We start from the raw sequence: 24,953 nt of genomic DNA, 5'->3' as shown, positions 1-24,953 counted from the left end.
GTCCGGTCCGTCGGACCTGAGAGCTGAATCACTGGACGACCGGGTATGGCTGAGGTAAGCCTCGGTTAAGTTAGGTCCGCCTCAGTCCCCCTCCCCGTGTTTCTGGAGTCCCCATGCGAGCCGTTCGCCTCTCCGTCGTCACCGCCGCCGCGACCGCGGCGGCCCTGGCCGCCGTCACGGGCTGCACCGAGAAGAGCGACGCCAAGGCGGACGACGGCACGATCACCGTGGTCGCCAAGGACGACTCCTGCGAGGTCTCGAAGAAGGAGTTCCCCGCGGGCCACGTGCAGCTGTCCGTCGAGAACCGCGGCTCCAAGGTCACCGAGGTCTACGTCCTCTACCCGGACGACCGGATCGTCACCGAGCGCGAGAACATCGGCCCCGGCACCAAGGCGAGCCTGACCGCCGAGATCAAGGCCGGCGACTACGAGATCGCCTGCAAGCCCGGCATGGTCGGCGACGGCATCCGCCAGCAGGTCAAGGCCACCGGCGGTGCGGCGGGCGTCAAGCGCTCCCCCGAGATGGACGCGGCCGTCGCCGCCTACCGCCAGTACGTCCAGGCGCAGGCCGACGCGACCCTCCCCAAGGTGAAGGTCTTCACCGACGCCGTCCGCGCCGGTGACATCGAGGCCGCGAAGAAGGCCTACGCCGAGTCCCGGATCGGCTGGGAGCGCACCGAGCCGGTCGCCGAGTCCTTCGGCGACATCGACCCCAAGGTCGACGTCCGCGAGGACGGCCTGGAGGCCGGCCAGGACCCGGCCAAGGACTGGACCGGCTGGCACCGCCTGGAGAAGGCCCTCTGGCAGGACAAGAAGATCGGCGAGCGCGAGAAGCAGCTCGCCGACCTCCTCGACAAGGACCTCGCGGACTGGGTGAAGCGGGTCGGCAAGGCCGAGATCACCCCGACCTCGATGGCCAACGGCGCCAAGGAGCTCCTGGACGAGGTCGCCACCGGCAAGGTCACCGGCGAGGAGGAGCGCTACTCCCGCACCGACCTCGTCGACTTCAAGGCCAACGTCGAGGGCGCGCAGAAGTCCTTCGACCTGCTCAAGCCGGTCGCCACGAAGAACGACCCGAAGCTCGTCGCCGAGCTGGAGAAGCAGTTCGCCGCGCTGAACACGCTGCTCGACAAGTACCGCACGGACAAGAGCAGCTACGTCTTCACCTCGTACGACAAGGTCGGCAAGGCCGAGCGCAAGGAGCTGTCGGACGGCGTCAACGCGCTGGCCGAGCCGCTCTCCAAGCTCTCCGCCGCCGTCGTCAAGTAACGGACAGAGAGAGCGGGGAGGCGCGGACGTGTCCGAGGAGACCCAGGAAGACCGGGAGACGACGGTGGCTGAGGCCGCCGCGCCCTCCCGCCGCAAGGTCATTGCCCTGGGCGGTGCCGGGCTCGCGCTCGGTGCCGCCGCGGCGGGCGGCGCCGCCGCCCTGCTGGCCCGGGACGGGGACACCCCGGTACCGGTCGCCGACAGCGGCGCGGCCGTGCCCTTCCACGGCCCGCACCAGGCCGGCATCGCCACCGCCGTCCAGGACCGGCTGCACTTCGCGGCCTTCGACGTGACAACGACCGACCGCGCCGAGCTGGTCCGGCTCCTCAAGGACTGGACGCGGGCGGCCGAGCGCATGACGGCCGGTGCCGAGGTCGGCGAGGGCGCGTACGGCGGCCTCCCCGAGGCACCGCCGGACGACACCGGTGAGGCCCTCGGCCTCAAGCCCTCGCGTCTCACCCTCACGATCGGCTTCGGCCCCACGCTCTTCGACGGGCGTTTCGGGCTGAAGGACAAGCAGCCCGGGGCCTTGGTGGAGCTGCCCAAGTTCCCGGGCGACAACCTGGATCCGGCGCGCAGCGGCGGCGACCTATGCGTGCAGGCGTGCGCGGACGACCCGCAGGTCGCCGTGCACGCCATCCGGAACCTGGCACGGATCGGCTTCGGCAAGGTCGCGGTGCGCTGGTCGCAGCTGGGCTTCGGCAAGACGTCCTCGACGACCCCGGATGCCCAGACCCCCCGTAACCTCTTCGGCTTCAAGGACGGCACCCGCAACATCGCGGGCACCGAGACCGAGCGGCTCGCGAAGCACGTGTGGGTCTCGGGGAAGGACGCCGAGGGACCGGCCGCCTGGATGGACGGCGGCTCGTACCTCGTCGCCCGCCGCATCCGGATGAACGTCGAGACCTGGGACCGCACCCCGCTCGCCGAGCAGGAGGACATCTTCGGCCGCGACAAGCGCGAGGGCGCGCCCGTCGGCAAGGCCAAGGAGCACGACGAGCCGTTCCTGAAGGCGATGAAGCCGGACTCCCACGTCCGGCTCGCCCACCCGGACACCAACGCCGGGGCGACCATCCTGCGCCGCGGCTACTCGTTCACCGACGGCACGGACGGCCTCGGCCGCCTGGAGGCCGGGCTGTTCTTCCTGGCGTACCAGAAGGACGTGCGGACCGGCTTCATCCCGGTGCAGACCTCCCTGTCGCGGGCCGACACCCTCAACGAGTACATCCAGCACGTGGGTTCGGCGCTCTTCGCGGTCCCGCCGGGCGTCCGGGACAAGGGCGACTGGTGGGGCCGGGCGCTGTTCTCGTGACACTCCACGCAACCCCGGGAGGGAACCGGCGTGTTCGGTAACTATCTGATCGGCCTGCGCGAGGGCCTCGAAGCCAGCCTGGTCGTCTGCATCCTCATCGCCTATCTGGTGAAGACCGGCCGGCGGGACGCGCTCAAGCCGATCTGGATCGGCATCGGCGTGGCCGTCGGGGTGGCCCTGGCCTTCGGCGCCGGCCTCGAGTTCGGCTCCCAGGAGCTGACCTTCGAGGCGCAGGAGCTGCTCGGCGGCTCGCTCTCGATCGTCGCGGTCGTCCTGGTGACCTGGATGGTCTTCTGGATGCGGCGCACCGCCCGGCACCTCAGGGCCGAGCTGCACGGCAAGCTCGACGCGGCCCTCCGGATGGGCACGGGCGCACTCGTCGCCACCGCCTTCCTGGCCGTGGGCCGCGAGGGCCTGGAGACGGCGCTGTTCGTGTGGGCGTCGGTCCGGGCCTCCTCGGACGGCACGTTCGCACCGCTGGCCGGTGTCCTGCTCGGCCTGCTCACGGCGGTGCTCCTCGGCTGGCTGTTCTACCGGGGCGCGCTGAAGATCAACCTGGCGAAGTTCTTCACCTGGACCGGCGGGATGCTGGTCGTGGTGGCGGCGGGCGTCCTCGCGTACGGCGTGCACGACCTCCAGGAGGCCCGCTTCCTCGACGGCCTCGCGAACAAGGCCTTCGACATCTCGGCGACGATCCCGCCGGACAGCTGGTACGGCACGCTCCTCAAGGGCGTCTTCAACTTCCAGCCGAACCCGACGGTCCTTCAGGTCACGGTGTGGGCGCTGTATCTGGTCCCGACGCTCGCGCTGTTCCTGGCCCCGATAGGGTCGGGTCCGTCCGTGCGGGTGAAGAAGCAGAAGGCGACCGATGAGCAGGCTGACGCTGAGGCGAGCGCCGGGAAGACCGCTTGAGCGGCTGACGGCAGGACGGTCCACGAGAGCCGCGCGCCCCGCGCGCCCCGTACGTCTCCTCGCGGCGACGGCGGCCGCGACCGTCCTCGCGCTGACGGCGAGCGGCTGCGTCACCGTGCACGGTGAGCTCGCCCTGATGCCGCCGGCCACCCAGGCCGAGGCCGCGCAGGCCCTCGCCGACTTCACCACCGCCTACAACAGGGCCGACAAGGCCCACGACCCGGCCCTGGACGCGGGCCGGGTCACCGGTCCGCTGGGCGAGATCAACCAGGCGGGTCTGCGCGCGCGTGCGGTGACGTCCCCCGGCGGCAATCCGAACCACCGCCCCCTCGAACTGTCGGACGCGCGCTTCGTCCTGCCCAAGAAGGCGGGCTGGCCGCGCTGGTTCCTCGCGGACACCGACCCCAACCTGGACACCGACGAGGGCGCCGGCGACCAGCGCTGGCTCGTCGTCTTCGTACGCAACGGGCCCCAGCAGCTGTGGGAGGCGGCCCACCTGGTGATCCTGGGCCCGTCGCAGGTGCCCGAGTTCGCCGAGGAGGACGGGTACGCGGTGCCGGTCGCCGCGGACACCGACACGCTCGCGGTCGCGCCCGAGGAGCTCGGCAAGGAGTACGTCGCGTACCTGAAGGACGGGCAGCCGGGGCCGTACGCGGAGGGGCCGCACACGACGCTGCTGCGGGAGCAGCGGGAGAAGGGCGCCAAGCGCCCGGGGCTCGCCACCCAGTACCTGGACCGGGTCGCGGACGAGGGCGACTTCGCGCCGCTCGGGCTGCGGACGAAGGACGGCGGCGCGTTCGTCTTCTTCGCGACGCGGTTCTTCGAGCGGCAGACGGCGGCGCCGGGCTACCGGCCCAAGGTCGACCCCGACATCAAGGCGCTGCTGACCGGCGAGGTCAAGAACACGGTCACCAAGGAGTGGGTGTCCAACCAGGCGGTCCTGGTGAAGCCGGCGGGCACCGACCGCGACGGGGTCACGATCAAGGCCCGGCTCCAGGGCGTGGTGGGCGCGCAGGGCTCGTAAGGCCCGGTCGCCCGCTGAACAGCCCCCGGCCCAGGCCGCCGCTCAGGCCACCGCTCTGGCCGCCGCTCAGGCCGTTCCCCAGCGGGTCAGCAGGCCAGCCGGTCAGGGGGCCGTAGGTCAGGAGCCCAGCAGGCCGGCCGGTCAGCGGGTCAGCGGCCAGGCGATCTCGTGGGCCGTGTGCTCGCCGTCGCCCTCCGCCTCGCGCGCGGCCGCGTGGCGGGCGCAGGCGTCCTGGAGGGTCTCCAGGAGGTTCAGCGGGTCGGGCAGCGGGTGCTCGGGGCCGCGGAGCCAGGCGACGACCGGATGGGCGCTCTCGTCTCCGGGGAGCCGGGCGGGCGGTACGAGGACGTAGCTTCCGCGGCAGTGCCAGCGGAGCCCCGGGTGCTCGTCCATGGTCTCGGGGTGGCAGTCGAGCTCACACGGCCACCACTCGTCCTCGTCCTCGGGGGTGCCGCGGGTGGCGGTGAAGAAGAGCATCCGCCCGCCGACCGTGTCGACGTCGGCGGACTCGGCGACCGGCCCGACCTCGACGCCCTCGGCGAGAAGGCGCTCCAGGGCGGCGCGGCCTGCGGCGAGCGGTACGTCGAGGACGTCGTGGACCATGCCGGTGGCGGTGATGAAGTTCGCCTCGGGCTCGTTGCGGGCCCAGCGCTCGATCTGGGCGCGGTCGGTGGTCGACTGCGTCTGCCAGGCGAAGGAGACCGGGTGCCGGGCGGGGGTGGGACAGCCGATCCGCTCACAGGAACAGCTGTAGCCGACGGGGTACGCGGCGGGGGCGAGGGGCAGCCCGGCGGCGGCGACGGCCAGAAGCAGCTTCTCGCGGTCGTTCTCGTCGTCGGCCGCGGTGCGTTTCGGGCGCCTGCGCAGCCACTGTGCGAGTTTGCTCTCCGTGCCGCGGTAGCGGTCGATCCCGTCGCCCATCTATCCCCTCACACCTCATGCTCGCCCGTTCGGCTCTGCCCATGGTCCCACCATCCTGCGCCCTGGGTGACCGGAGTGCGGAACCGGGGTGTGGAACCGGTGTGCGACGGACGTTTCAGGCCCTCGGCGCGAGGCCGCGCAGGGCGAGGTCGACGAGGCTGTCGGCGTACGCGTGGGTCAGCGGCAGGGTGCGGTGGAGCCAGCGGTGGTGGAGCGGTCCGACGAGGAGTTCGAGGGCGATCCGGGGGTCGACGCCGGGGTCCACGTCGCCGGCCGCCTGGGCCGCCTCGATGCGGCGGGCGTAGTACTGGAGCTGCGGTTCGAGGAGCGCCTCGGTGAAGCGGGCGCCGAGCTCGGGGTCGACGATGCCCTCGGCGGCGAGGGCGCGGGTGGGGGCGTCGAAGGTGGGGTCGTTCATCTCGTCGACGGTGGCGCGCAGGACGTACTTGAGGTCGGCGGCGAGGTCGCCGGTGTCGGGGATCTCAGCGGCCCCTTCCCCGCCGTGGGCGTCCGCCCGCCGAGCTGCCTCATTGGCGCGGGCCGCGAGGTCCAGGAAGGCGTCGAGGAGGACGGCGGCCTTGGAGGGCCACCAGCGGTAGATGGTCTGCTTGCCGACCCCGGCGCGGGCGGCGATGCCCTCGATGGTGGTCTTCGCGTAGCCGGTCTCGGAGACGAGGGCGAGGGCGGCGTCGAAGATGGCGCGGCGGGAGCGCTCGCTGCGGCGGGAGGCGTCGGGGGCCTTGGTGTCGGACATGGGCCCAATCTAGCAGTCTACGAGACGCTACGTCTCGCGAGTCGTGGCCAGAGCCGAACCACCCGAACGGTCCACAGCGCGGCGGGCCCGGAAGGCGGACCATGGGGTCACCGATCCGGCGGATCTTCACCCCGCCGGTGCCTCTGACCGCCCGTCCGTGAGGAGCCCTCATTGCGCACCACTCCGCGCACGTCCTCGCCCCGCCGTTATCTGATGTGCCCACCCACGCACTTCACGGTGACGTACTCCATCAACCCCTGGATGGACCCCACGAAACCGGTCGACCTGCCGCTCGCCCTCGCCCAGTGGGAGGACCTGCGCGACCGCTACCGCGCGCTCGGCCACACGGTCGAGCTCCTCGCCCCCGACCCGGCGCTGCCGGACATGGTCTTCGCGGCGAACGGCGCGACCGTCGTCGACGGACGGGTCCTCGGAGCGAAGTTCGCCCACGCGGAGCGCGCGGCCGAGGCCGGGGCGCATCTGGCCTGGTTCCGAGGAAACGGTTGGGCAGCCGACGACGTACGGGCTCCGGAGCACGTCAACGAGGGCGAGGGGGACTTCGCCGTCACCGCCTCCTGGATCCTCGCCGGGCGCGGCTTCCGCTCCAGCCCGCTCTCGCACGACGAGGCGCAGGAGTTCTTCGGCCGCCCGGTGATCGGCCTCGAGCTGGTGGACCCGCGGTACTACCACCTGGACACGGCGCTGTGCGTCCTGGACGACGCGGGCGACGAGGTCATGTACTACCCGGACGCCTTCTCCCCCGGCAGCCGCGCGGTGCTCGCCCGGCTCTTCCCCGACGCCCTGATCGCGACGGCCGAGGATGCGGCGGCCCTGGGCCTGAACGCGGTCGGCGACGGCCGGAACGTCCTCCTCCCCCAGGCGGCGGTGGGCCTCTTCGACCCGCTGCGACGGCGGGGCTTCGAGCCGATCGGCATGGACCTGGGTGAACTCCTCAAGGGCGGCGGCAGCGTGAAGTGCTGCACCCAGGAGCTGCGGCCCTAGCCCACAGGGCGTCGGAACGGGTCGACGCTGCTGGGGACGCTTCCGCGAAGTGCCCCTCCTGGTCTGCGGAAACGTGACTTCGGGGGGCACTTCCGGTGGGTGCGCACAGCCGGGGCTCTCAGTCCTCGGCCTCCGGCGGCCAGGAGTCGCCCCACTCCGCGTCGCGGGCCTGCTTGTAGAGCGAGCCGTGACGCTTGGTGACCGTGTCCCGGGTCAGGCCGTCCGGGCCGCACAGGTCGAGGAGGACCAGGCCCTTGCGGATCTGCGGCCTGCGGGTGATGCGGGAGGTCGCCGGCGCGGGCGCGACCCGGGTCGCCGCCACGTAGCTGTACTTCTCGTCCTCGTACGGCAGCGAACCGCCCTTCACCTTCCGGTGCAGCGAGGAACGGCTGACCCGGGCCGAGAAGTGGCACCAGTCCGTGCCCGGCTCGATCGGGCAGGCCCCGCTGTGCGGGCAGGGCGCCGCGACCGTGAACCCGGCCTCGATCAGCAGGGTGCGGGCCGCGATGATCCGCTCGTAGCCGTCGGGGGTGCCGGGCTCGACGATCACGACGGTCTGCGCGGCACGCGCCGCCTCGGTCACGAGGGCGGCCCGGTCGGCCTCGGTCAGCTCCTTGAGCACGTACGAGACGGTGACGAGGTCCGTGTCGGCGAGCCGCAGCGCGCTGCCGATCCTGGCCGTGCGCCACTCGGCGTCCAGAGTCCCGGCGGCGAGCTCGCGCCCGAGGGCGAGGGCCGGCTCGGCCCAGTCCAGGACGGTGGTGCGGGGCGGCTGCTCCTCCCAGGCCTCGGCGACGGCCCAGCCGGCCGCGCCCGTACCGCCGCCGACGTCGGTGTGGGTACGCGGCTCCCAGTCGGGCGCCGCCTCGCGCAGGGCGGCGAGGGCGCCCCGTACCGCCTCGAAGGTCGCCGGCATCCGGTACGCGGCGTACGCGGCGACGTCGGAGCGGTCGCGCAGCACGGGGGCGTCCGTCGGGGTGGTCCCCCGGTAGTTGGCGATCAGCCGGTCGACGGCCCGGGCGGCCTGCTTGGGCGGCAGCCCGTCGAGGAGCCCGGCGAGGGCGGCGCGCAGGGAGTCGGCGGAGGGAGCGGAGGCGTTCACCGAGACAGTCTAGGCGGCGGGATCGGCGGCCGCGGCGGCCCACGGAGCCCCCTGCGCCGCACCGGGCGACACAGGGCGGCACAGGACGACAGCGGGCAGCGCGGGTCGACATCGGGCGGCACACCGGGCGCCGCCGGGTCAGCCCGGCAGCGGGTCCCGGGAGTGGACCGTCCGCCACGCGTCGATGGACCGGTCCCACTGCTCACCCGTGAGTTCGGTCAGGGAGGCCGGGAAGAGGCCGTCCTCCTCCTTGGCGATGTGCGTGTGGAGCTCGTCGACGGCGCGGACGAACGCCGCGCGCTGCTCGGCCGAGTCGAGGTCGAGTCCGTCCAGGAAGGCGGCGAGCTCCCGGTGTTCCAGGGCGAGGGCGTCGACGTACGCCGTGTACTCCTCGTTCTCCCGCATGACCGCGAACAGCCCCCGCTCCTCCCCCGACCAGTGGGCCCGGAGTTCGACGGCCATCCGCGAGGCCAGCGTCCCGGCACGGGCGCGGTCGCCGCTGCCGAGCGCGCGCACGGCGTCCCCGGCGAGGTCGGTGACCGACTCGTGCTCGGCGATGAACTCCTTGATCAGCGGGATCTCGCGGCACCCGCAGTAGTGGCACATCCCCGGTCCTCCCGTCCGTCCCGGAGATCGTGACACCGCGGGCCGCGGAACGACCGGCGGCACACCGGCGGGCCGGATCCCCCTGGCCACGTCGCCCGCCTCGCCCGCCTCGGCCTACTTGGCCCTCCTGGTCGTCCAGGCCCTCCTGGTCGTCTAGGCCGCCTTGGCCGTCTGCCACGGCCTGCACAGCCCGAGGAAGCAGGCCAGGGCCAGGACGGCGCAGGTCAGCTGGACGACCGCCATCGGGACGGCGGTGTGCTCGCCGGCGATGCCGACGAGCGGGGAGGCGACGGCGCCGACGAGGAAGGACGTCGTGCCGAGCAGCGCGGAAGCGGAGCCGGCGGCGTGCGGGGTGCGCATCAGGGCCTGGGCGTTGGTGTTCGGCATGGCGAGGCCCATCGCGGACATCAGGACGAAGAGTCCGGCCGCGATCGGCACGAGTCCGACCTCCCCGAAGACGCCGCTGGTCATGAGGAGCAGCGCGAGGGAGGAGACGAGGATGGTCCCGAGGCCCCAGCCGAGCGCCTTGTCCAGGCTGACGCGGCCGACGAGCAGCTTGCCGTTGATCTGGCCGACGGCGACGAGGCCGATCGAGTTGAGGCCGAAGAGCAGGCTGAAGGTCTGCGGCGAGGCCCCGTAGATCTCCTGGACGACGAACGGCGAGGCCGAGATGTACGCGAAGAGGGCGGCGAAGGCGAGGCCGCCGGTCAGCATGTACCCGGCGAAGACGCGGTCGGCGAGCAGCCCCTTCATGGTGCGCAGCGCCTGTCCGACCCCGCCCTCGTGCCGGCGCTCGGGCGGCAGCGTCTCGGCGAGGAAGCGCCAGACGACGAGGGTGAGGAGGATGCCGATGACGGTGAGGACGTAGAAGACGCCCCGCCAGTCGGTGATCCGCAGGATCTGGCCGCCGATGAGGGGCGCGATGATCGGGGCGACGCCGGAGATCAGCATCAGGGTGGAGAAGAACCGGGCCATCTCCACGCCGTCGTACAGGTCGCGGACGACCGCGCGGGCGATGACGATGCCGGCGGCGCCGGCGAGGCCCTGGAGCAGCCGGAAGCCGATGAGCATCTCGGCGGTGGGGGCGAGGGCGCAGACGGCGGTGGCGAGGACGTACACGATCATGCCGATGAGCAGCGGGCGGCGGCGGCCCCACTTGTCGCTCATGGGGCCGACGACGAGCTGGCCGAGGGCCATGCCGGCGAGGCAGGCGGTGAGGGTGAGCTGGACGGTGGCGGCGGGGGCGTTCAGCGCCCCGGTGACCTCGGGCAGGGCCGGGAGGTACATGTCCATGGAGAGCGGGGGCAGTGCGGTGAGCCCGCCGAGGACGAGGGTGACGAGCAGCCCGGTGCGCCGGGCGGCCGCGTTGCCGATCGGCTCGGGAGCCCTTTCGGTTATGTGCCCTTGTGTTGTTTTCTGGCCGCTCTCCGGCATCGACCGCTCCATTTCGTTGAATTCTTGCCTATGCTCTCAGCTCGACCGACATGGTCGAGACCTCTGCGGGACCGCTGGGACAGATGGGGACGGGTGGGAAACATGGGTGAGACGGTGCGCTGGGGAATCCTGGCGACGGGCGGCATAGCGGAGCGGTTCACCACGGACCTGCTGACGCTCGACGGTGCGGAGGTCGTCGCGGTGGCGTCCCGCACGGAGGCGTCCGCGAAGGCCTTCGCGGACCGGTTCGGCATCCCGCGCGCGTACGGCGAGTGGGCCGGGCTCTTCGCCGACGAGGACGTCGACGTGGTGTACGTGGCGACCCCGCACCACGCGCACCGGGAGGCGGCCGGCCGTGCCCTGGAGGCGGGCAGGGCGGTGCTCTGCGAGAAGGCTCTCACACTCAACGCCCGCGAGGCAGAGGAACTCGTCGCTCTCTCCCGGGACCGTGGCCTCTTCCTGATGGAGGCCATGTGGATGTACTGCAACCCGCTGATCCGGCGCCTCGCGGAGCTGGTCCGCGACGGGGCGATCGGCGAGATCAGGACCGTACAGGCGGACTTCGGGCTCGCGGGCCCCTTCGCGGCGGACCACCGGCTGCGGGATCCGGCGGTGGGCGGCGGGGCGCTGCTCGACCTGGGCGTGTACCCGGTGTCGTTCGCGCAACTGCTGCTCGGTGAGCCGGACACGGTCCACGCGCACGCGCTGCTCTCGCCGGAGGGCGTCGACCTGAACACCGGCATGCTGCTGGGCTGGTCGGACTCGGGGGCGTCGGCGCTGCTGTCCTGCTCGCTCGACGCGGACACCCCGCTGACGGCCTCGGTGACGGGCTCGCTGGGCCGGATCGACGTCCCGCGCGGCTTCTTCTTCCCGGAACGCTTCACCCTGCACCGCAACGGCCACGAGCCGGAGGAGTTCACGTCGTCGGACGAACCCCACTCCCTCCGGCACGAGGCCGCCGAGGTCATGCGCTGCCTGCGGGCGGGCGAGACGGAGTCCCCGCTCGTCCCCCTCGACGGCTCGCTCGCGGTGATGCGGACGCTCGACGCGGTACGGGACCGCATCGGCGTCCGCTACCCGCAGGAGGAAGCGGTGATCACGCGGGCGTGAGACCCGGGGTCACGCGGACTTGAGGCCCGGGGGTCACGCGGACTTGATGCCCGGGGGTCACGCGGGCTTGAGTCCCGGGGTCACGCGGGCTTGAGACCCGGGTCGCCCGCCTCCGTGACGAAGGAGGCGGCCGTGGTGACGGGAGCGCCCTGGGTCGTCACGTACGGCACCGTACGGAAGTCGGCCCGGGCGGTCTCCTCGCCGAGCGCGACCGTCACATAGCCGCGCCGCCCGTTGAAGAACCTCAGGTGCGGGTTGGCCTGCATGAGCTTGTCGTAGTTCGAAGGACGGTCGGCGCCGTCCTTGCCGCTGCTGATCGAGGTGGCGACGATCTCGGTGCCGACGGTCCGGGAGGCCGGGTCGCGGAAGTCGGCCTTGATGTCGAGGCCGTAGCCGACGTGGACGTCCCCGGTGAGCACCATCAGGTTCTCGACCCCGGCGGCCCCGGCACCGGCGAGGAGCCGCTGCCGCGAGGCCGGGTAGCCGTCCCAGGAGTCCATGGAGAGCTTGAAGTCCGCGGTGGCGCGGTCACGGCGCTCGGCGAACACCACCTGCTGCGGCAGGACGTTCCAGCGGGAGCGGGAGCCGCGCCAGCCGTCGAGCAGCCACCGCTCCTGTGTGGCCCCGGTCATCGTCCGCGCCGGGTTCTCGGACTCCGGGCCCGGGACCTGCCAGCCGTCGCCGTACGCCTGGTCGGAGCGGTACTGGCGGGTGTCGAGGATGTCGAACTGGGCGAGCCGCCCGAAGCGCAGCCGGCGGTAGAGCCGCATGTCCGGCCCCTGGGGCCGCTGGGGCGTGCGGAGCGGCTGGTGCTCCCAGTAGGCGCGGTAGGCGGCGGCGCGGCGGAGCAGGAACTCCTCCGGCGGGACGTTGTTCTCGGGAGTGCCGCCCGCGTAGTTGTTCTCGGTCTCGTGGTCGTCCCAGGTGACGACGAAGGGGTGGGCGGCGTGCGCGGCGCGCAGATCGGGGTCCGACTTGTAGAGCCCGTACCGGAGCCGGTAGTCGTCCAGGGTGAGCGTCTCGCGGTTGAAGACGGCCGGGAGGGTCCGGTCGGTGTAGGCGCGGGCGCCGCCGGTGGCGTTCACGGCGTACTCGTAGAGGTAGTCGCCGAGGTGGAAGACGACGTCGACGTCCTCCTGCGCGAGGTGGCGGTAGGCCGTGAAGTACCCGTCGTGGTACGCCTGGCAGGAGACGGCGGCGAGCTTCAGACCGGAGCTGCGGGCCCAGGGGGCGGGTGCGGTCCGGGTGCGGCCGACGGGGCTGGTCCAGTCGCCGGCGCGGAAGCGGTAGAAGAACTCCCGGTCGGAGTCGAGGTGCTCGACCTCGACGTGGACGGTGTGGCTGAACTCCGGGTGGGCGGTGGCCCGGCCGCGGCGCACGGTCCGGGTGAAGCGCTCGTCGCGGGCGAGCTCCCAGTGGACCGAGACCCTCGCGGCGGGCAGTCCGCCGCCGGGCTCGAAGGGGCGGGGCGCGAGCCGGGTCCACAGCAGGACGGAGCCGGGCAGCGGGTCGCCGGACGCCACGCCGAGGGTGAACGGGTCCTCGGATATGCGCCGCCCGTCGAGTTCGGCCGCGGCCGCGGAACCCGCGGCCGGAAGCTGCGTGGCGAAGGCGAGCGCGGCGGCGGCCCCGGTGCCGGTGAGGAACCGGCGGCGCCCCAAGTGGCGGGCGGCGGCGCGGAGTTCCTCGGAATGCTCGTGAACGTCGTGTACGCGGTTCATGTGGCCCTCCCCAGACGGATGCTGTCCGTCCGTCATTCGAGGGGGGCGGGACGACCTCACGTTGTCGGGTACAGAACATCCACGTGTCGGGACCATGAGTTCATGGGGCACGCGTCTCGCGTACGCTGCGCGCCCATGAGCATCGCAGTGGTGACGGGAGCGGGATCGGGCATCGGCCGGAGTGTGGCCCTCGCCCTGGCGGCGGCAGGCTGGTCGGTGGCCCTGGCGGGACGGCGGGCGGAGGCCCTGGAGGAGACGGCGGCGACCCTGCCGGCCGGGGACTTCCTGACCGTCCCCACGGACGTGACCTCGGCGGAGGAGGTGACGGCCCTCTTCGCGGCGGTACGCGACCGCTACGGCCGCGTCGACCTGCTCTTCAACAACGCCGGTACGTTCGCGGGCGGCGGCGTCCCCGTCGAGGACCTGGACCCGGACACCTGGCGCGCGGTCGTCGACGTCAACCTGACGGGCGCGTTCCTGTGCGCCCAGGCGGCCTTCCGGACCATGAAGGAACAGTCCCCGCAGGGCGGCCGGATCATCAACAACGGCTCGATCTCGGCCCACGTACCGCGCCCGCACTCGATCGCGTACACGGCGACGAAGCACGCGATGACGGGCCTGACGAAGTCCCTGTCGCTCGACGGGCGCCCGTACCGGATCGCCTGCGGTCAGCTCGACATCGGCAACGCGGCGACGGAGATGACGGCCCGCATGCAGACCGGCATCCTCCAGGCCAACGGCGAACTGGCGGCGGAACCGGTGATGGACGCGGCGGACGTGGCGGCGACGGTGGTGCACATGGCGGCACTGCCGCTGGAGGCGAACGTGCAGTTCGCGACGGTGATGGCGACGACGATGCCGTACATCGGCCGGGGCTAGCGCCGGACGCCGTACATCGGCCGGGGCTAGCGCCGGACGCCGTACATCGGCCGGGTGACTCCCGATGCCGTTGCACCGGCCGGAGGGCCGACTCCTCCCCCGGCCGATGTCAGCGGCAGCGGCGCTACGCCTGCCCGGTCTCGAAGCGGGAGATCTTCCCGCCTTCGACGGTGAACAGCCACTTGGTGCGCATCGAGCCCCAGGTGTCGTTGCGGTAGTCGGCGACGAGACCACGCCCACCGTCCGACTCGGACTCGACGTCCATGTGCCCGCGCGAGCCGAACACCTCCCGGTCGAGCCACTCCTGGAGATCGCGCTCGGAGCCGTCGTCGGACATGGTCGCGTCAGGGGTCATGGCCTCGAAGAGTGCCGTCTGGTCATTGGCGTTGAGAGCCGCGACGAACGCACGCACGGCCGGATCGCTGAGCTGGTCCACAGGGATGGTCATGCCCTACCCGTACACCTCGCCGGGCCCCCGACGTGTGCCGCACGCCGATGGGACCCGGCAGGCTGCCCCGGATGACCGACACCGGCCGGGGCCGGCGGGGCGTCAGGACCAGTCGCAGGCCTTGCCGTCGTTGTCTCGGTCGAGGCCCGAGCGGTAGCCGGGCTGGCCTCGGTGGATGGGGGCCTTGCCGGCGGCGCGGACGGCGTCGCAGTTCTTGTAGTAGGCGAGACCGCCGCCCGAGCCGCCCGAGCCGCCACCGCTGCCACTGCCGCTGCCGCTGCCACTGCCACTGCCGTGACGGTCGGGGTCCGGGTCCGAGTCGCCGTGCAGGCGGGCGTAGTCCTCGCTCGGGCAGGACAGACCCGGCCGCGCCAGGGAGAGGCGTACGGACATGTGCTCCGGGCGCTCGACGTCCTCGCCCGCCTCCGGGTTCTGGAAGCAGATCCGCCAGTCCTCGTGACGGGCGCTCAGCTCCACGTCCGTGTACGCACTCGCGCCCCGGATCTCCGTGAGGCCCACCTTGCGGAGCTCGGCCGAGCCCTTCGCGAAGGTCCTGCCGACGACGTCCGGCACCTTGGGGAAGACGACGGCCGCGCCGTCCGCCGCCGGGCACGGGCTGCTCTTCTCGACGACGGCGAACTCGATCCTGCTCCGCCGTCCCTTCTCGGCCGTGGCCGTCTCCCCGGCCGCCGGCTCCTGGAAGCAGACCTTCCAGTTCCCGTCCACGAGCTGCATCCTGTCGTCCTCGGTCGCGTCGTGCGACCGCGCCCGGAACCCTGCCTCGTACGCGGCCCGCGACGCCGCCTCCAGGTTCTGGCCCCGGTAGTCGGCCACCACCCGCCGCACGGTGGGGACCGGGGTGGGCGTCGGCGGGGCGTACGGGGCGAAGGCCGTCGGGCGCGTGCCGGACGCGGGCTTCGCGTCGGCGACCGCGGGCTCGTCCGCCGGCCCGTCACTCGTGCCGACCGCCACGAACCACACAGCCGACAGGACGGTGGCGAGCACCTTCCGCCCCGGCGACCACCGGGTCCGCCAGGCCAGCACGATGCCCGCCGGAGGCATCAGGAACAGGCAGAAGACGACGAACCCGGGCCGTCGCCACCAGCGCTCCCCGGCCGGCGTGTTCCCCGGCCCGCCACTCCCCGCCCTGCCGGGCGACACGGCCGGCCCACTCTGATCCCGATCCTGCTCCACGGCGCGCGGAACCTGCCCCTCCCTGACGACTTCTCAGCGCCACACAGCCTATGACCTGCGTGTTCACTGGCACCCGGCAGGGCCGTACGGGCACTCTCCGGCATAAACCGCCACACGCGACCCACTCAACCCAGGAGGAGCGATGTCGAACGCCGGCAAGGTCGTCAAGCTGTACGCGAAGGGGGCCCCGGTCGGGGTCGAGGACGGAGCCGTCGTCGGCTTCCTCGTCGACCCGACCCGCGCCGGGGAGTGGCTGATCACCCGGGACGGCGAGGGCTTCCGGCTCACCGCCAAGGGCACGGAGGAGACCATCGCCTCGGAGGGCACCGAGCGCGCGCCCGTCGTCGCCCGCCCCGACGACTCCCCCGCCTCCGTCTGGCGCCTCCAGCGCGTCGAGGGCGACGGCGACACCATCGCGCTGACCACCATCACCTCGCTCGCCGACCTCCGGGACGGCACGTACGTGATCGACCAGAACGGTCTGGCCCTCGGCCGCGACCTGTTCGAGGACCGCTCCCTGCTCCCGAAGCGCATCTTCGTCCGTACGGACGACCGGGATCCGCAGTGGCGGATCGAGGTCCTCGCCTGAGCCGATCGCCCGGCGCGCGCCCCATCCGGGACCCGGGTGGGGCAGGCGTTCGTCCTCCCGTCAGCCGGTGAAGCCCGGCACCACCAGGCCCGACTCGTACGCGATGACCACCGCGTGGGTCCGGTTCTGCGCACCGAGCTTGGTCAGGACGTTCCCGACGTGTGTCTTGACCGTCTCCAGGCTCACGGTGAGGGACTCCGCGATCTCCGGGTTGGACAGGCCCGTGGCCATCAGCCGCAGCACCTCCTCCTCCCGCCCCGTCAGCGCCGCCTTCGGAAGCGCCTCCGCGGAGTCCAGCGGACGGGCGGCGACCATCCGGCGCAGGGTCGCCGGGAAGAGGATCGCCTCGCCCGCCGCCACCACCCGTACGGCCTCCGCGATCTGCCGGACCGGGAGCCGCTTGAGAACGAACCCGCTGGCACCGGCGCTGAGCGCGGCGGTGACGTAGTCGTCGTTCTCGAAGGTGGTGATCACGACCACCTTCGGCGGCACCAGGGCAGGGGCCCCGCCCCTCGGCCCCGCCGACTCGTCCGGCTCCGCGAGGAGTTGCCGCGTCGCCTCGATCCCGTTGCGGCGGGGCATCCGTACATCCATCAGGACCACGTCCGGCCGCAGCCGCCGCGCCCGCTCGACCACCTCGACGCCGTCGGCGGCCTCCCCGACCACCTCGATCCCCGGCTGTGCGGCGAGCAGGGTGCGCAGACCGGTGCGGGTCACCTCGTCGTCGTCCGCGATCAGGAGCGTCGTGGCGGTCTCGGTGGCGTCGGGGCCGGTCATGCCGACAACCGTACGGGCAGCCTGACCGCCAGCCGCCAGCGCCTCGGCCCGTCCGGGCCGGCATCGATCTCGCCGTGCAGGAGCCGTACGCGCTCGGCGAGACCGGGCAGCCCGTGCCCGGAGGTCGGGAAGGCCCGCGGGCGGCCCGTACGCGCGGAGGCCCCGGTCTCGTTGACCACAGCCAGCTCCAGCGCGTCCGGCCCGGCCGTCACCCGTACCGTGATCGGACCGCCGGCGCCGTGCCGGACGGCGTTGGTCAGCCCCTCCTGGATGATCCGGTACGCGGCCCGGGAGAGCGTCCCCCGCACCTGCGCCGGGTCCCCGGACCGCTCCCACTCCACCACCGCACCCGTGTGCCGCACCCGTTCGAGCAGCTCGGGAAGGTCGGCCAAGGTCCGGGTCGGCGCGGTCCCGGCGGTCCCGGCAGCCCCGGTCCCGGCCGTCTCGGCCTCGCGCTCGCGCAGGACGCCGAGGACGTAGTCCAGGTCCTCCAACGCGGCCCGGGCGGACTCCTCGATGCTGCGCAGGGCGGCCCGCGCCGCCGCCGGGTCGGTGGACATCAGCTCGCCCGCCACCGCGGCCTGGATCGTGGTCGTCGTCAGCGTGTGCCCGATGGAGTCGTGCAACTCGTGGGCCAGCCGGTTGCGTTCGGCCAGCCGCCGCTCCCGCTCGGCCGCGAGGGCGAGCCGCTCGGCCGTCGACGGCCCGAGGAGCCGCGGCGCCGACCACCGCAGGGCGCGCGTCACGAGGACGCAGACGACCGCGGCGAGCAGCAGACAGCCGAGCGCCACGGCCCAGCTCTGCCAGCCGCCGGTCACCCGTGCGGACCGGCCGAACAGGCTCAGGGCCAGCTCGGCGCGGAGCCAGCCCCCCGGAAGGGCCAGGGCGAGGAAGAGCAGCAGTCCGCTCGCGAGCGCACCCGTCCAGCCGAGGGTCACGTGCAGCAGCAGCCAGAGAGGTGTCCGCCAGCGGTCGGAGGCGGGGGGCGTGGGGGACGCGAGGGATGCGGAAGGTGCGCCGGGGACGGCCGCGACCGGTCCGGCTTCGGGCGAAGCCGTGGGCGGGCGCACGGCCGAGGGCTCGGGCAGGACCACGTACAACAGTCGGCGGGCGGCCAGGATCAGCACCCGCCGCGTGGTGCGGGCCAGGCCGACCAGGGCGATCAGGGCGGCCCAGACGACCAGCACCACGACGAAGAGGAGGCCCTCGGGGGCGGATCGCCACGCCAGCGCCGGAAGCAGCGCGAAGGACAGCAGGGGGAGACTCGCGAGGGCGGCCGAGTAGGCGAACAGCGCGCCCGTGTACGTGGAACGGCGCAGCAGCGGCCGGAGTGCCTTGATCATCACCGGCCAGTATGAACGGGCGGCTCGTGGCCGGCCTCCCCCGATCGGGGGAGCACTTTCTCCCGCGTTTCCGCGATGCGCTCACGGGCCCCCGGAAAACATGATCGTGTCCTGCCCGATCGACGGAAGGACAGCTGATGAACACGCGAGCGATGAAGACGAGGACGTCGAGGTTCCGCCTCTCCCGACCGCAGACGGGTCTCCGGCGCGGAGGCGCCGCGGCAGCGGCGGCGGTGGTCGTGGCGGTCATGACGGCGGGCGCGCTCGCGCCGCCCGCGGCGGTCGCGGCGACACGGCCGGACTCCGTGCAGCAGGGCCTGAACGCCCTGGTGCGCGGCGGCCAGCCGGCGGCGCTGGCGAGCGTCGAGGACGGCAGGGGCCACGCACGCACGTACACCGCAGGGGTCGGAGACCTGGCCACGGGCGCGAAGGTGCCCAGGGACGGCCAGGTGAGGATCGGAAGCAACACGAAGACGTTCACGGCGGTGGTCGTGCTGCAGCTGGTCGGCGAGGGGAAGGTCGACCTCGATGAGTGGGTCGACACGTATCTGCCGGGGGTGGTACGGGGGAAGGGACTCGACGGAGGGAAGATCACCGTCCGTCAGCTGCTGCAGCACACGAGCGGGATTCCGGACTACGGGACGGACATCAGCGACGAAGAGATGCTGCACCGGTACTTCGAGCCCCGTGATCTCGTCGACGTGGCGCTCAAGCACGAGGCCGAGTTCGTACCGGGGAAGAAGTGGAGTTACAGCAACACGAATTACGTACTGGCGGGCCTGATCGTCCAGAAGGTGACGGGGCGCCCGCTGGCCGAGGAGATCGACCGGCGCATCGTCAGGAAGATCGGGCTGCGGCACACGTATTTCCCCGGGCAGGGAGACAAGACCATCAGGGAGGCGCACCCGAAGGGCTATCACCGGATGAAGGAGGGTGAGCCGCTGCGCGACTTCACGGCGATCGACCCGTCGGCGGGCTGGGCGGCGGGCCAGATGATCTCGACGAACTCGGACCTCAACCGCTTCTTCGGCGAGCTGATCGGCGGCGATCGCCTGCTGCGCAAGGCGCAGCGCGAGCAGATGCGGACGACGGTCCCGATCGAAGGGACGTCGTTCCACTACGGGTTGGGGCTCATGAAGAGGCCGCTGTCGTGCGGGGGCGCCTACTGGGGCCACGGGGGCGACATCGCGGGCTACGAGACCAGGGGCGGGGTCACGGACGACGGGCGGGCGGCGAACGTGACGGTGACGAGCATCCCGACGGAGGACGAGGCCGTGAAGGGCGTGGCGGGGGTCGTGGATACGGCTTTGTGCGGGTGAGGGGGGTGGGGTGAGGCGCTGGGGGCGGGGGTTTCGAGTGGGCTTCTGGTGCGGCCGCCCTGGGCCGGGGCCTGCGCAATCTCCCCGTGGGTAGTTGAGCCCCCCGCCCCCGGCCGCACCACCTCACTCCGCTCAGTCCAGGCAGAACTCGTTCCCCTCCGGGTCCGCCATCACGATCCACCCGTCGCTCATCGGCGGCTCCGGCTCGAAGCGGCGCAGCCGCTTCCCTCCCAGCCCGACCAGCCGTTCGCATGCGGCCTCCAGCGCCGCCATCCGCTCCTCCCCCTCCAGCCCCGGCGCCGCCCTCACATCGAGGTGCACCCGGTTCTTCGCCGTCTTCCCCTCCGGCACCTGCTGGAAGAACACCCGAGGTCCCCGCCCCTCCGGGTCCTCCAGGGCCGATCGCGTGTTGCGCTCCTCCTCCGGCACCCCCAGCTTCGCCAGGAACTCGTCCCACGCGGCCATCGGGTCCGCCCCCTCCGGCAGTTCCACTCCCGGCGGGCCCGGATGGACGTAACCCAGTACCTCGCGCCAGAAGGTCGACAGCGCCCCCGGGTCGTGCGCGTCGAACGTGACCTGGAATTGACGGCTCATCGTACTGCTCCTTCATCGCGGCGTGATGGATCCACCCTGACACCCGAGGCGGACAGGATCGGTCCGCCACCTCTGGCAGGCTGGGCCACATGGACGAGCTGGGAACCACCGAGCGGGTACTCACCCTCCTCGGGCTGCTGCAGCAGCGCCGGGCCTGGTCCGGCCCCGAGCTTGCCGACCGGCTCGGCGTCACGCCGCGCACGGTGCGCCGCGACGTCGAGCGGCTGCGCGCGCTGGGCTATCCGGTCCACGCCGGCCTGGGAGTGGGCGGCGGCTACCGGCTGGGCCGGGGACAGGATCTGCCGCCCCTCCTCCTCGACGACGAAGAGGCGATCGCGACGGCGGTCTCCCTCCTCGCCGGCGCGGCCGCCGGCTCCGGCGACGCCACGCTCCGGGCGCTGACCAAGCTGGACCAAGTACTGCCGACCCGGCTGCGGCACGAGGTGCGCACCCTGTCGGGCTCGGTGGAGTTCTTCGGCGCGGGCCGCACACCGGTCGACCCCGAGGTCCTCATGACTCTGGCCGGAGCATGCCGCGAGGAGGTCGAGGCGGGCTTCGACTATCCCTCCGGAGGCGCGCCACGGCCGCGCCGGGTCGAGCCCCATCGTCTGGTCGCCTCCGACCGGCGCTGGTACCTCCTCGCGTACGACCTCGACCGGGACGACTGGCGCACCTTCCGCGTGGACAGGATGACGGCGGTGGCGGCCCGGACGTGGCGCTTCCGCCCCCGCGCGGCACCGGACGCGGCGCAGTACGTGCAGGAGGGGGTGACGAGCCGGGTCTACGCCCACCAGGCACGCTTCCTCGTCCACGCGCCGGCGGACGCGGTCCGCGCGCAGATCCCGGCGTCGGCGGCGGTCGTGCACGAGCGGGGCGAGGACCGCTGCGAGGTCCTGAGCGGCGCGGCGAGTCTCGACCGCGTCCTCGTGCACGTACTCCTCCTGGGGCACGAGTTCGAGCTGCTCGATCCCCCGGAGCTCACGGCCCGCTGCCGGGTTCTGGCGGAGAGGCTCCTGTCGGCCGCCGCCTCGGCGGCGACCCCGCCGCGACCTGGCGACGGGCAGGCGGAGGCATAGGGTCACGCCATGGTGAGCTGGGACGGGGCCGAGGTGCGTGCCCGGATACGGGAGATGGCGGCGCGGGACCCGGAGCGGGCGCGTTTCGGGTCGGATACGCATCGGTACGAGCTGCGTCCCGCGCTCCCCGACGCGGAGATCGGCGCGTTCGAGGAGGAGCACGGCATCCGACTCCCTCCGGACTACCGGGACTTCGTGGCGGAGGTGGGCGACGGCCCCGCCGGCCCGGCCCATGGTCTGCTGCCGTTGGCGACTCCCCGCCCGGAGGCGGGGGACGACTGGGCCGTGGACGGCGAGTGGGAGGAGGACCGTCGGCCGGGCCGGCTCGCCACGCGGTTCCCTCTCGCCGACCCCCTCCCCGGAGCGATCGGCGTCCTGGCAGCGGAGGAACTGACCCCGGGCACGCTCACGCTGGCGGAAGAGGGCTGCGGCATGTACGTCCGGCTGATCGTGACGGGGCCGCGTGCGGGCGAGGTCTGGTGGCTGGACCCGGACTGGGGCGGCTTCGTCCCCGCGTACCCCGACTTCCGGGCCTGGTACGCCAACTGGCTGCGCGCTCCTGCCTAGACTGACGGTCATGGCATGCCGCATCAGTGAACTGGTCATCGACTGCTCCGATCCCGAACGGCTCGCCGCGTTCTGGAGCGAGGTCCTCGGCTACGTCGAGCTCGGCCGTGACAGCGACGGAAGCATCGAGATCGGGCCGCCCGACGCCGGCTTCGGCGGCCCGCAGCCCACCCTCGTCCTCAGCCCCAGCAGCGACCCGCACACCGGAAAGCTCCCGCTCCACATCGACGTCAACCCCACCGACCGCGACCAGGACGCCGAGCTGGAGCGGCTGCTCGCGCTCGGCGCCAGGCCGGCGGACATCGGTCAGACCGGTGCCGAGAACTGGCACGTCCTGGTCGACCCGGAGGGCAACGAGTTCTGCCTCCTGCACCGCCGGCTCCCGCCGCTCTGAGCCCTCACGGACCTAGGCGGGGCTCACCGACCACTCGTTGTCCGGAGTGAGGACGGCCAGCATCGCGTACGTGCCGTCGAAGGGGACGGGGACGGCGTTCGTGATCTCCTCGACGTCCAGCACCTGCCCGGTGAAGAAGGTGCCGGCGGTGACCCAGTACGCGGGATGCGGTGTGAAGGGCAGGACCGCGCCGGGCTCCGCCTGCACCGCGAAGACCGGGGCGTTCGTCATGCCGATGCCGACCGAGGCGGTGCCCTCCGGCACGTCGTCCTGTACGTCGATCTCCAGGACACCGACCTGCGCGGGTCCCTCGGCGGCCGTGAACCCGAAGCTGCCGTTGTCGTGGTCGAACTCGATCCGGTTCCGGATCTGGTCGGCAGGGTCGGCCGAGACCTGGTCCCATGCCGAGAAGTGACCGCCGGGCTGGAGAGGGCCGGTCACCGCCCAGGCGAAGCTGTAGTCCGGGGACCAGGTGAAGGTCACCGAGTGGTTCGGGTGCGCGGGCGCGGTCAGCCAGGCGAGCGACAGCGCGTTCGGGACGCCGAGGTCGACCGGCTCCTGGTAGAGGCAGATGTCCTGGAACTGCGTCGAGTCGTTGGTGACGGTGAGGGTGTAACTCGCCGTCGCCGCCGCGGAGAGTCGCGGTTGTGCGCCGGCGACGGAGGGAACGGCGAGGGCGCCGGCGCACGCGGCGCCGCCGGTGAGGAACCCCCGCCGGGAGAGTGCGGGGCCCCGGTGGTGGGTCGGTTCGCGAGTCGGCATGTCCGCCAGACTGGCCACGGAGGTCCCGCCGTACGGGGTGATCGACGTGTCGGTCGACCGGACGGTCCCGTATCTTCACCCGCCGGGGGACGCGGCATCTTCACCGCCGGGGACGCGGCATCCTCACCCGCCGGGGGACGCGGCATCCTCACCCTCCGGAGAACGCGGACCCCTGGCCCGCCGGGGACGCGGGCTCATGGCCCACCCGGCTCCCCTCCCGCACCACCGCGTCCGAATTCCGCCAGCGGCCGCATCTCCGTCGCGCGACCCTGGCCGTATGAGCACCCAGACCACCACCACGACCGCCTACGACGCCCGCGCCATCGCGCCCTCCGCCCTCGCCGGGCTGCGCGTCACCGACGACGCGGGCCGCGCCTGCGTTCCGTACTCCGCCGACGAGGGCGGCGACCCGCTCCGCTGCTGCCTGCGTCTCTCCGTCCCGGGCGAGCGGATCGCGCTCGTCTCGTACGCGCCGCTGCGGCGCTGGGCGGCCGAGACGGGGGCCGAGCCGGGCGCGTACGACGAGCAGGGCCCCGTCTTCGTCCACGCCGGGGAGTGCGACGGGCCCGCGCCCTCGGAGACGTACCCCTTCGCCCGTGCGGAAGCGCTCAGGACCGTGCGTCGCTACGACGCGGCGGGCCGCATCGTCGGGGGCCGGCTCCTGGAGATCCCGGAGGCGACGTCCGAGGGCTTCGACCGGGCCTTCGCCGAAGCCTTCGCCGACCCGGCCGTGGCGCTGGTCCACGTCCGGGCGGTCGAGTACGGCTGCTTCCACTTCGAGGTCCGTCGCCCCTGAACGGCAGGCACCCCGCCGGCCCGGTCAGCGGGACTGCGGCTCCAGCCAGGGCCTGCGCCCGGGTCCGGTCGGGTGGGTGCCCGTGACGGCCATGACGACCGAGTAGAGGCTGGTCTCGGCGGCGATGAAGAGACGGTTGCGCTTGGCTCCGCCCCAGGTGATGTTGGCGACCGCCTCGGGCACGTTCAGCCGTCCGATCAGGGTGCCGTCGGGGTCGTAGCAGTGCACGCCGTCGCCCATGGCGGCCGCCCAGAGCCGACCGCCGTCGTCAAAGCGGAGGTTGTCGAAGCGGGCGGCCCCGCGGGCCCCGGCCTCGGCGAAGACGTCGCCGTCCGACAGCGTCCCGTCCTCGCGCACGTCGAAGACCCGGATGAAGCCCGCCCGGGTGTCGGAGACGAAGAGCTGCCGCTCGTCGGCCGAGAAGACGAGGCCGTTGGGGGCGGCGAAGCAGTCGGCGACCAGGCGCACTTCGCCCGTGGCGGGGTCGATGCGGTAGACGTTGTTGGCGCCGATCTCGCTCTCCGCGCGGTAGCCCTCGTAGTCGCTGGTGATGCCGAAGTCCGGGTCGGAGAACCAGATGGAGCCGTCGGACTTCACCGTCGCGTCGTTCGGGCTGTTGAGCCGCTTGCCCTGCCAGCGGTCGGCGAGGACGGTGATCGTGCCGTCGTGCTCGGTGCGGGTGACCCGGCGGTTGCCCTGCTCACAGGTGATCAGACGGCCCTGGCGGTCGAGGGTGTTGCCGTTGGTGTGCCCGGCGGTGCGGCGGAAGACGCTGACGGCGCCGGTCTCCTCGTCCCAGCGCAGCATCCGGTCGTTGGGGATGTCGCTCCAGACCAGCTGCCTCCAGGCGGGGAGGTAGATCGGCCCCTCGGCCCAGCGGCAGCCGGTGTACAGGACCTCCAGGCCGTCGTCGCCGTTCATGCAACGGCCGGTACGGAACCGGTCGTCGAACATCTCGTACAGTGCGGGGCGCTCGCTGGTCATGCGGGTTCCTTCCCATCCACACAGATGCCGTTCCGAATGCTGTACGGCTTCACGGGAAGACTGCC

26 protein-coding genes are annotated in these 24,953 nt (G+C 72.7%); 13 read left to right on the top strand and 13 right to left on the bottom strand.

The genetic code is table 11. From position 1 onward, the window contains the following. Positions 1 to 113: 113 nt before the first annotated feature. The 4 genes from efeO to E0F75_RS34935 are packed head-to-tail and all read left to right on the top strand — an operon-like array spanning position 114 to position 4,516. Positions 114 to 1,268 (top strand): iron uptake system protein EfeO, encoded by a 1,155-nt coding sequence (gene efeO / locus E0F75_RS34950; RefSeq protein WP_229314999.1) that lies wholly within the window; start codon positions 114 to 116, stop codon positions 1,266 to 1,268. A gap of 28 nt (positions 1,269 to 1,296) precedes the next feature. Next, positions 1,297 to 2,580: an iron uptake transporter deferrochelatase/peroxidase subunit gene (gene efeB, locus E0F75_RS34945; RefSeq protein WP_229314998.1), complete on the top strand. Its 1,284-nt coding sequence runs from the start codon at positions 1,297 to 1,299 to the stop codon at positions 2,578 to 2,580. 30 nt (positions 2,581 to 2,610) lie between these two features. Next, complete coding sequence (gene efeU, locus E0F75_RS34940) at positions 2,611 to 3,492, top strand: iron uptake transporter permease EfeU (RefSeq protein WP_229314997.1); 882 nt, start codon at positions 2,611 to 2,613, stop codon at positions 3,490 to 3,492. Then, positions 3,449 to 4,516: a hypothetical protein gene (locus tag E0F75_RS34935; protein ID WP_229314996.1), complete on the top strand. Its 1,068-nt coding sequence runs from the start codon at positions 3,449 to 3,451 to the stop codon at positions 4,514 to 4,516. The genes efeU and E0F75_RS34935 overlap by 44 nt, the downstream gene beginning before the upstream one ends. Before the next feature lie 141 nt (positions 4,517 to 4,657). Here the strand turns inward: E0F75_RS34935 and E0F75_RS34930 are convergent, their stop codons facing one another. Beyond that, positions 4,658 to 5,437, bottom strand: coding sequence for a bifunctional DNA primase/polymerase (locus tag E0F75_RS34930; protein ID WP_030321615.1), 780 nt, complete (start codon positions 5,435 to 5,437; stop codon positions 4,658 to 4,660). 115 nt (positions 5,438 to 5,552) lie between these two features. After that, complete coding sequence (locus tag E0F75_RS34925; RefSeq protein WP_229314995.1) at positions 5,553 to 6,191, bottom strand: TetR/AcrR family transcriptional regulator; 639 nt, start codon at positions 6,189 to 6,191, stop codon at positions 5,553 to 5,555. 171 nt (positions 6,192 to 6,362) lie between these two features. Here E0F75_RS34925 and ddaH point away from each other — a divergent pair, with 171 nt between their 5' ends. After that, a complete protein-coding gene (gene ddaH / locus E0F75_RS34920) occupies positions 6,363 to 7,193 on the top strand; it encodes a dimethylargininase (RefSeq protein WP_374115488.1) in 831 nt (276 codons plus the stop codon). A 118-nt stretch (positions 7,194 to 7,311) separates the two neighbouring features. On the opposite strand, the gene E0F75_RS34915 is transcribed toward ddaH, so the two are convergent. From E0F75_RS34915 to E0F75_RS34905, 3 genes are all read right to left on the bottom strand, one after another. Continuing rightward, positions 7,312 to 8,295: a small ribosomal subunit Rsm22 family protein gene (locus E0F75_RS34915; RefSeq protein ID WP_229314994.1), complete on the bottom strand. Its 984-nt coding sequence runs from the start codon at positions 8,293 to 8,295 to the stop codon at positions 7,312 to 7,314. A 138-nt stretch (positions 8,296 to 8,433) separates the two neighbouring features. Beyond that, positions 8,434 to 8,901 carry a hemerythrin domain-containing protein gene (locus tag E0F75_RS34910; protein ID WP_229314993.1) on the bottom strand — a complete coding sequence of 156 codons (468 nt, stop codon included), beginning with the start codon at positions 8,899 to 8,901 and terminating at the stop codon, positions 8,434 to 8,436. Between the two features lie 153 nt (positions 8,902 to 9,054). Continuing rightward, positions 9,055 to 10,335, bottom strand: coding sequence for a Bcr/CflA family multidrug efflux MFS transporter (locus E0F75_RS34905; RefSeq protein WP_229314992.1), 1,281 nt, complete (start codon positions 10,333 to 10,335; stop codon positions 9,055 to 9,057). Between the two features lie 102 nt (positions 10,336 to 10,437). Between E0F75_RS34905 and E0F75_RS34900 the strand changes: the two genes are divergently transcribed. Further along, positions 10,438 to 11,445 (top strand): Gfo/Idh/MocA family protein, encoded by a 1,008-nt coding sequence (locus E0F75_RS34900; RefSeq protein ID WP_229314991.1) that lies wholly within the window; start codon positions 10,438 to 10,440, stop codon positions 11,443 to 11,445. Between the two features lie 80 nt (positions 11,446 to 11,525). Here the strand turns inward: E0F75_RS34900 and E0F75_RS34895 are convergent, their stop codons facing one another. Then, entirely contained in the window at positions 11,526 to 13,166 is a 1,641-nt protein-coding gene (locus E0F75_RS34895; protein WP_229314990.1) for an alkaline phosphatase, read from the bottom strand. Between the two features lie 102 nt (positions 13,167 to 13,268). Between E0F75_RS34895 and E0F75_RS34890 the strand changes: the two genes are divergently transcribed. Next, positions 13,269 to 14,045, top strand: a complete 777-nt coding sequence (locus E0F75_RS34890; RefSeq protein WP_229314989.1) for an SDR family oxidoreductase — start codon at positions 13,269 to 13,271, stop codon at positions 14,043 to 14,045. Between the two features lie 124 nt (positions 14,046 to 14,169). Here the strand turns inward: E0F75_RS34890 and E0F75_RS34885 are convergent, their stop codons facing one another. After that, complete coding sequence (locus E0F75_RS34885) at positions 14,170 to 14,493, bottom strand: nuclear transport factor 2 family protein (protein ID WP_229314988.1); 324 nt, start codon at positions 14,491 to 14,493, stop codon at positions 14,170 to 14,172. 102 nt (positions 14,494 to 14,595) lie between these two features. Continuing rightward, on the bottom strand, positions 14,596 to 15,654 hold the full coding sequence (locus E0F75_RS34880; RefSeq protein WP_229314987.1) for an excalibur calcium-binding domain-containing protein: 1,059 nt from the start codon (positions 15,652 to 15,654) through the stop codon (positions 14,596 to 14,598). 175 nt (positions 15,655 to 15,829) lie between these two features. On the opposite strand from E0F75_RS34880, the gene E0F75_RS34875 reads away from it, so the two are divergent. Then, on the top strand, positions 15,830 to 16,276 hold the full coding sequence (locus E0F75_RS34875; protein ID WP_229314986.1) for a hypothetical protein: 447 nt from the start codon (positions 15,830 to 15,832) through the stop codon (positions 16,274 to 16,276). Between the two features lie 60 nt (positions 16,277 to 16,336). Here the strand turns inward: E0F75_RS34875 and E0F75_RS34870 are convergent, their stop codons facing one another. Both E0F75_RS34870 and E0F75_RS34865 read right to left on the bottom strand, forming a co-directional pair. After that, a complete protein-coding gene (locus E0F75_RS34870; RefSeq protein WP_229314985.1) occupies positions 16,337 to 17,053 on the bottom strand; it encodes a response regulator transcription factor in 717 nt (238 codons plus the stop codon). Then, positions 17,050 to 18,396, bottom strand: a complete 1,347-nt coding sequence (locus tag E0F75_RS34865) for a sensor histidine kinase (RefSeq protein ID WP_229314984.1) — start codon at positions 18,394 to 18,396, stop codon at positions 17,050 to 17,052. The genes E0F75_RS34870 and E0F75_RS34865 overlap by 4 nt, the downstream gene beginning before the upstream one ends. Positions 18,397 to 18,644: 248 nt before the next feature. On the opposite strand from E0F75_RS34865, the gene E0F75_RS34860 reads away from it, so the two are divergent. Continuing rightward, on the top strand, positions 18,645 to 19,715 hold the full coding sequence (locus E0F75_RS34860; RefSeq protein ID WP_229315016.1) for a serine hydrolase: 1,071 nt from the start codon (positions 18,645 to 18,647) through the stop codon (positions 19,713 to 19,715). 132 nt (positions 19,716 to 19,847) lie between these two features. Here E0F75_RS34860 and E0F75_RS34855 read toward each other — a convergent pair whose 3' ends face one another. Then, positions 19,848 to 20,309 (bottom strand): VOC family protein, encoded by a 462-nt coding sequence (locus E0F75_RS34855; protein WP_229314983.1) that lies wholly within the window; start codon positions 20,307 to 20,309, stop codon positions 19,848 to 19,850. An 89-nt stretch (positions 20,310 to 20,398) separates the two neighbouring features. Between E0F75_RS34855 and E0F75_RS34850 the strand changes: the two genes are divergently transcribed. Genes E0F75_RS34850 through E0F75_RS34840 form a run of 3 tightly spaced genes read left to right on the top strand, consistent with a single transcriptional unit; the run spans position 20,399 to position 22,346 of the window. Continuing rightward, positions 20,399 to 21,385 (top strand): YafY family protein, encoded by a 987-nt coding sequence (locus E0F75_RS34850; protein WP_229314982.1) that lies wholly within the window; start codon positions 20,399 to 20,401, stop codon positions 21,383 to 21,385. Positions 21,386 to 21,394: 9 nt separating this feature from the next. Next, the gene (locus tag E0F75_RS34845) at positions 21,395 to 21,952 is read left to right on the top strand and encodes an SMI1/KNR4 family protein (protein WP_229314981.1); all 558 of its coding nucleotides are present in this window, start codon (positions 21,395 to 21,397) and stop codon (positions 21,950 to 21,952) included. Positions 21,953 to 21,962: 10 nt separating this feature from the next. Beyond that, positions 21,963 to 22,346 (top strand): VOC family protein, encoded by a 384-nt coding sequence (locus tag E0F75_RS34840; RefSeq protein WP_229314980.1) that lies wholly within the window; start codon positions 21,963 to 21,965, stop codon positions 22,344 to 22,346. A gap of 12 nt (positions 22,347 to 22,358) precedes the next feature. Here the strand turns inward: E0F75_RS34840 and E0F75_RS34835 are convergent, their stop codons facing one another. Beyond that, the gene (locus E0F75_RS34835) at positions 22,359 to 23,108 is read right to left on the bottom strand and encodes a hypothetical protein (protein ID WP_229314979.1); all 750 of its coding nucleotides are present in this window, start codon (positions 23,106 to 23,108) and stop codon (positions 22,359 to 22,361) included. A 277-nt stretch (positions 23,109 to 23,385) separates the two neighbouring features. On the opposite strand from E0F75_RS34835, the gene E0F75_RS34830 reads away from it, so the two are divergent. After that, on the top strand, positions 23,386 to 23,904 hold the full coding sequence (locus E0F75_RS34830; protein ID WP_229314978.1) for a DUF1203 domain-containing protein: 519 nt from the start codon (positions 23,386 to 23,388) through the stop codon (positions 23,902 to 23,904). A 24-nt stretch (positions 23,905 to 23,928) separates the two neighbouring features. Here the strand turns inward: E0F75_RS34830 and E0F75_RS34825 are convergent, their stop codons facing one another. After that, the gene (locus E0F75_RS34825) at positions 23,929 to 24,888 is read right to left on the bottom strand and encodes an SMP-30/gluconolactonase/LRE family protein (protein WP_229314977.1); all 960 of its coding nucleotides are present in this window, start codon (positions 24,886 to 24,888) and stop codon (positions 23,929 to 23,931) included. Between the last annotated feature and the right edge of the window lie 65 nt (positions 24,889 to 24,953).

It is taken from the genome of Streptomyces sp. CB02980 (assembly GCF_014451325.2).
Classification (GTDB): Bacteria; Actinomycetota; Actinomycetes; order Streptomycetales; family Streptomycetaceae; genus Streptomyces.
The sequence above is the reverse complement of the archived record's forward strand: the minus strand, read 5'-3'. Positions and strand labels throughout refer to the sequence as shown.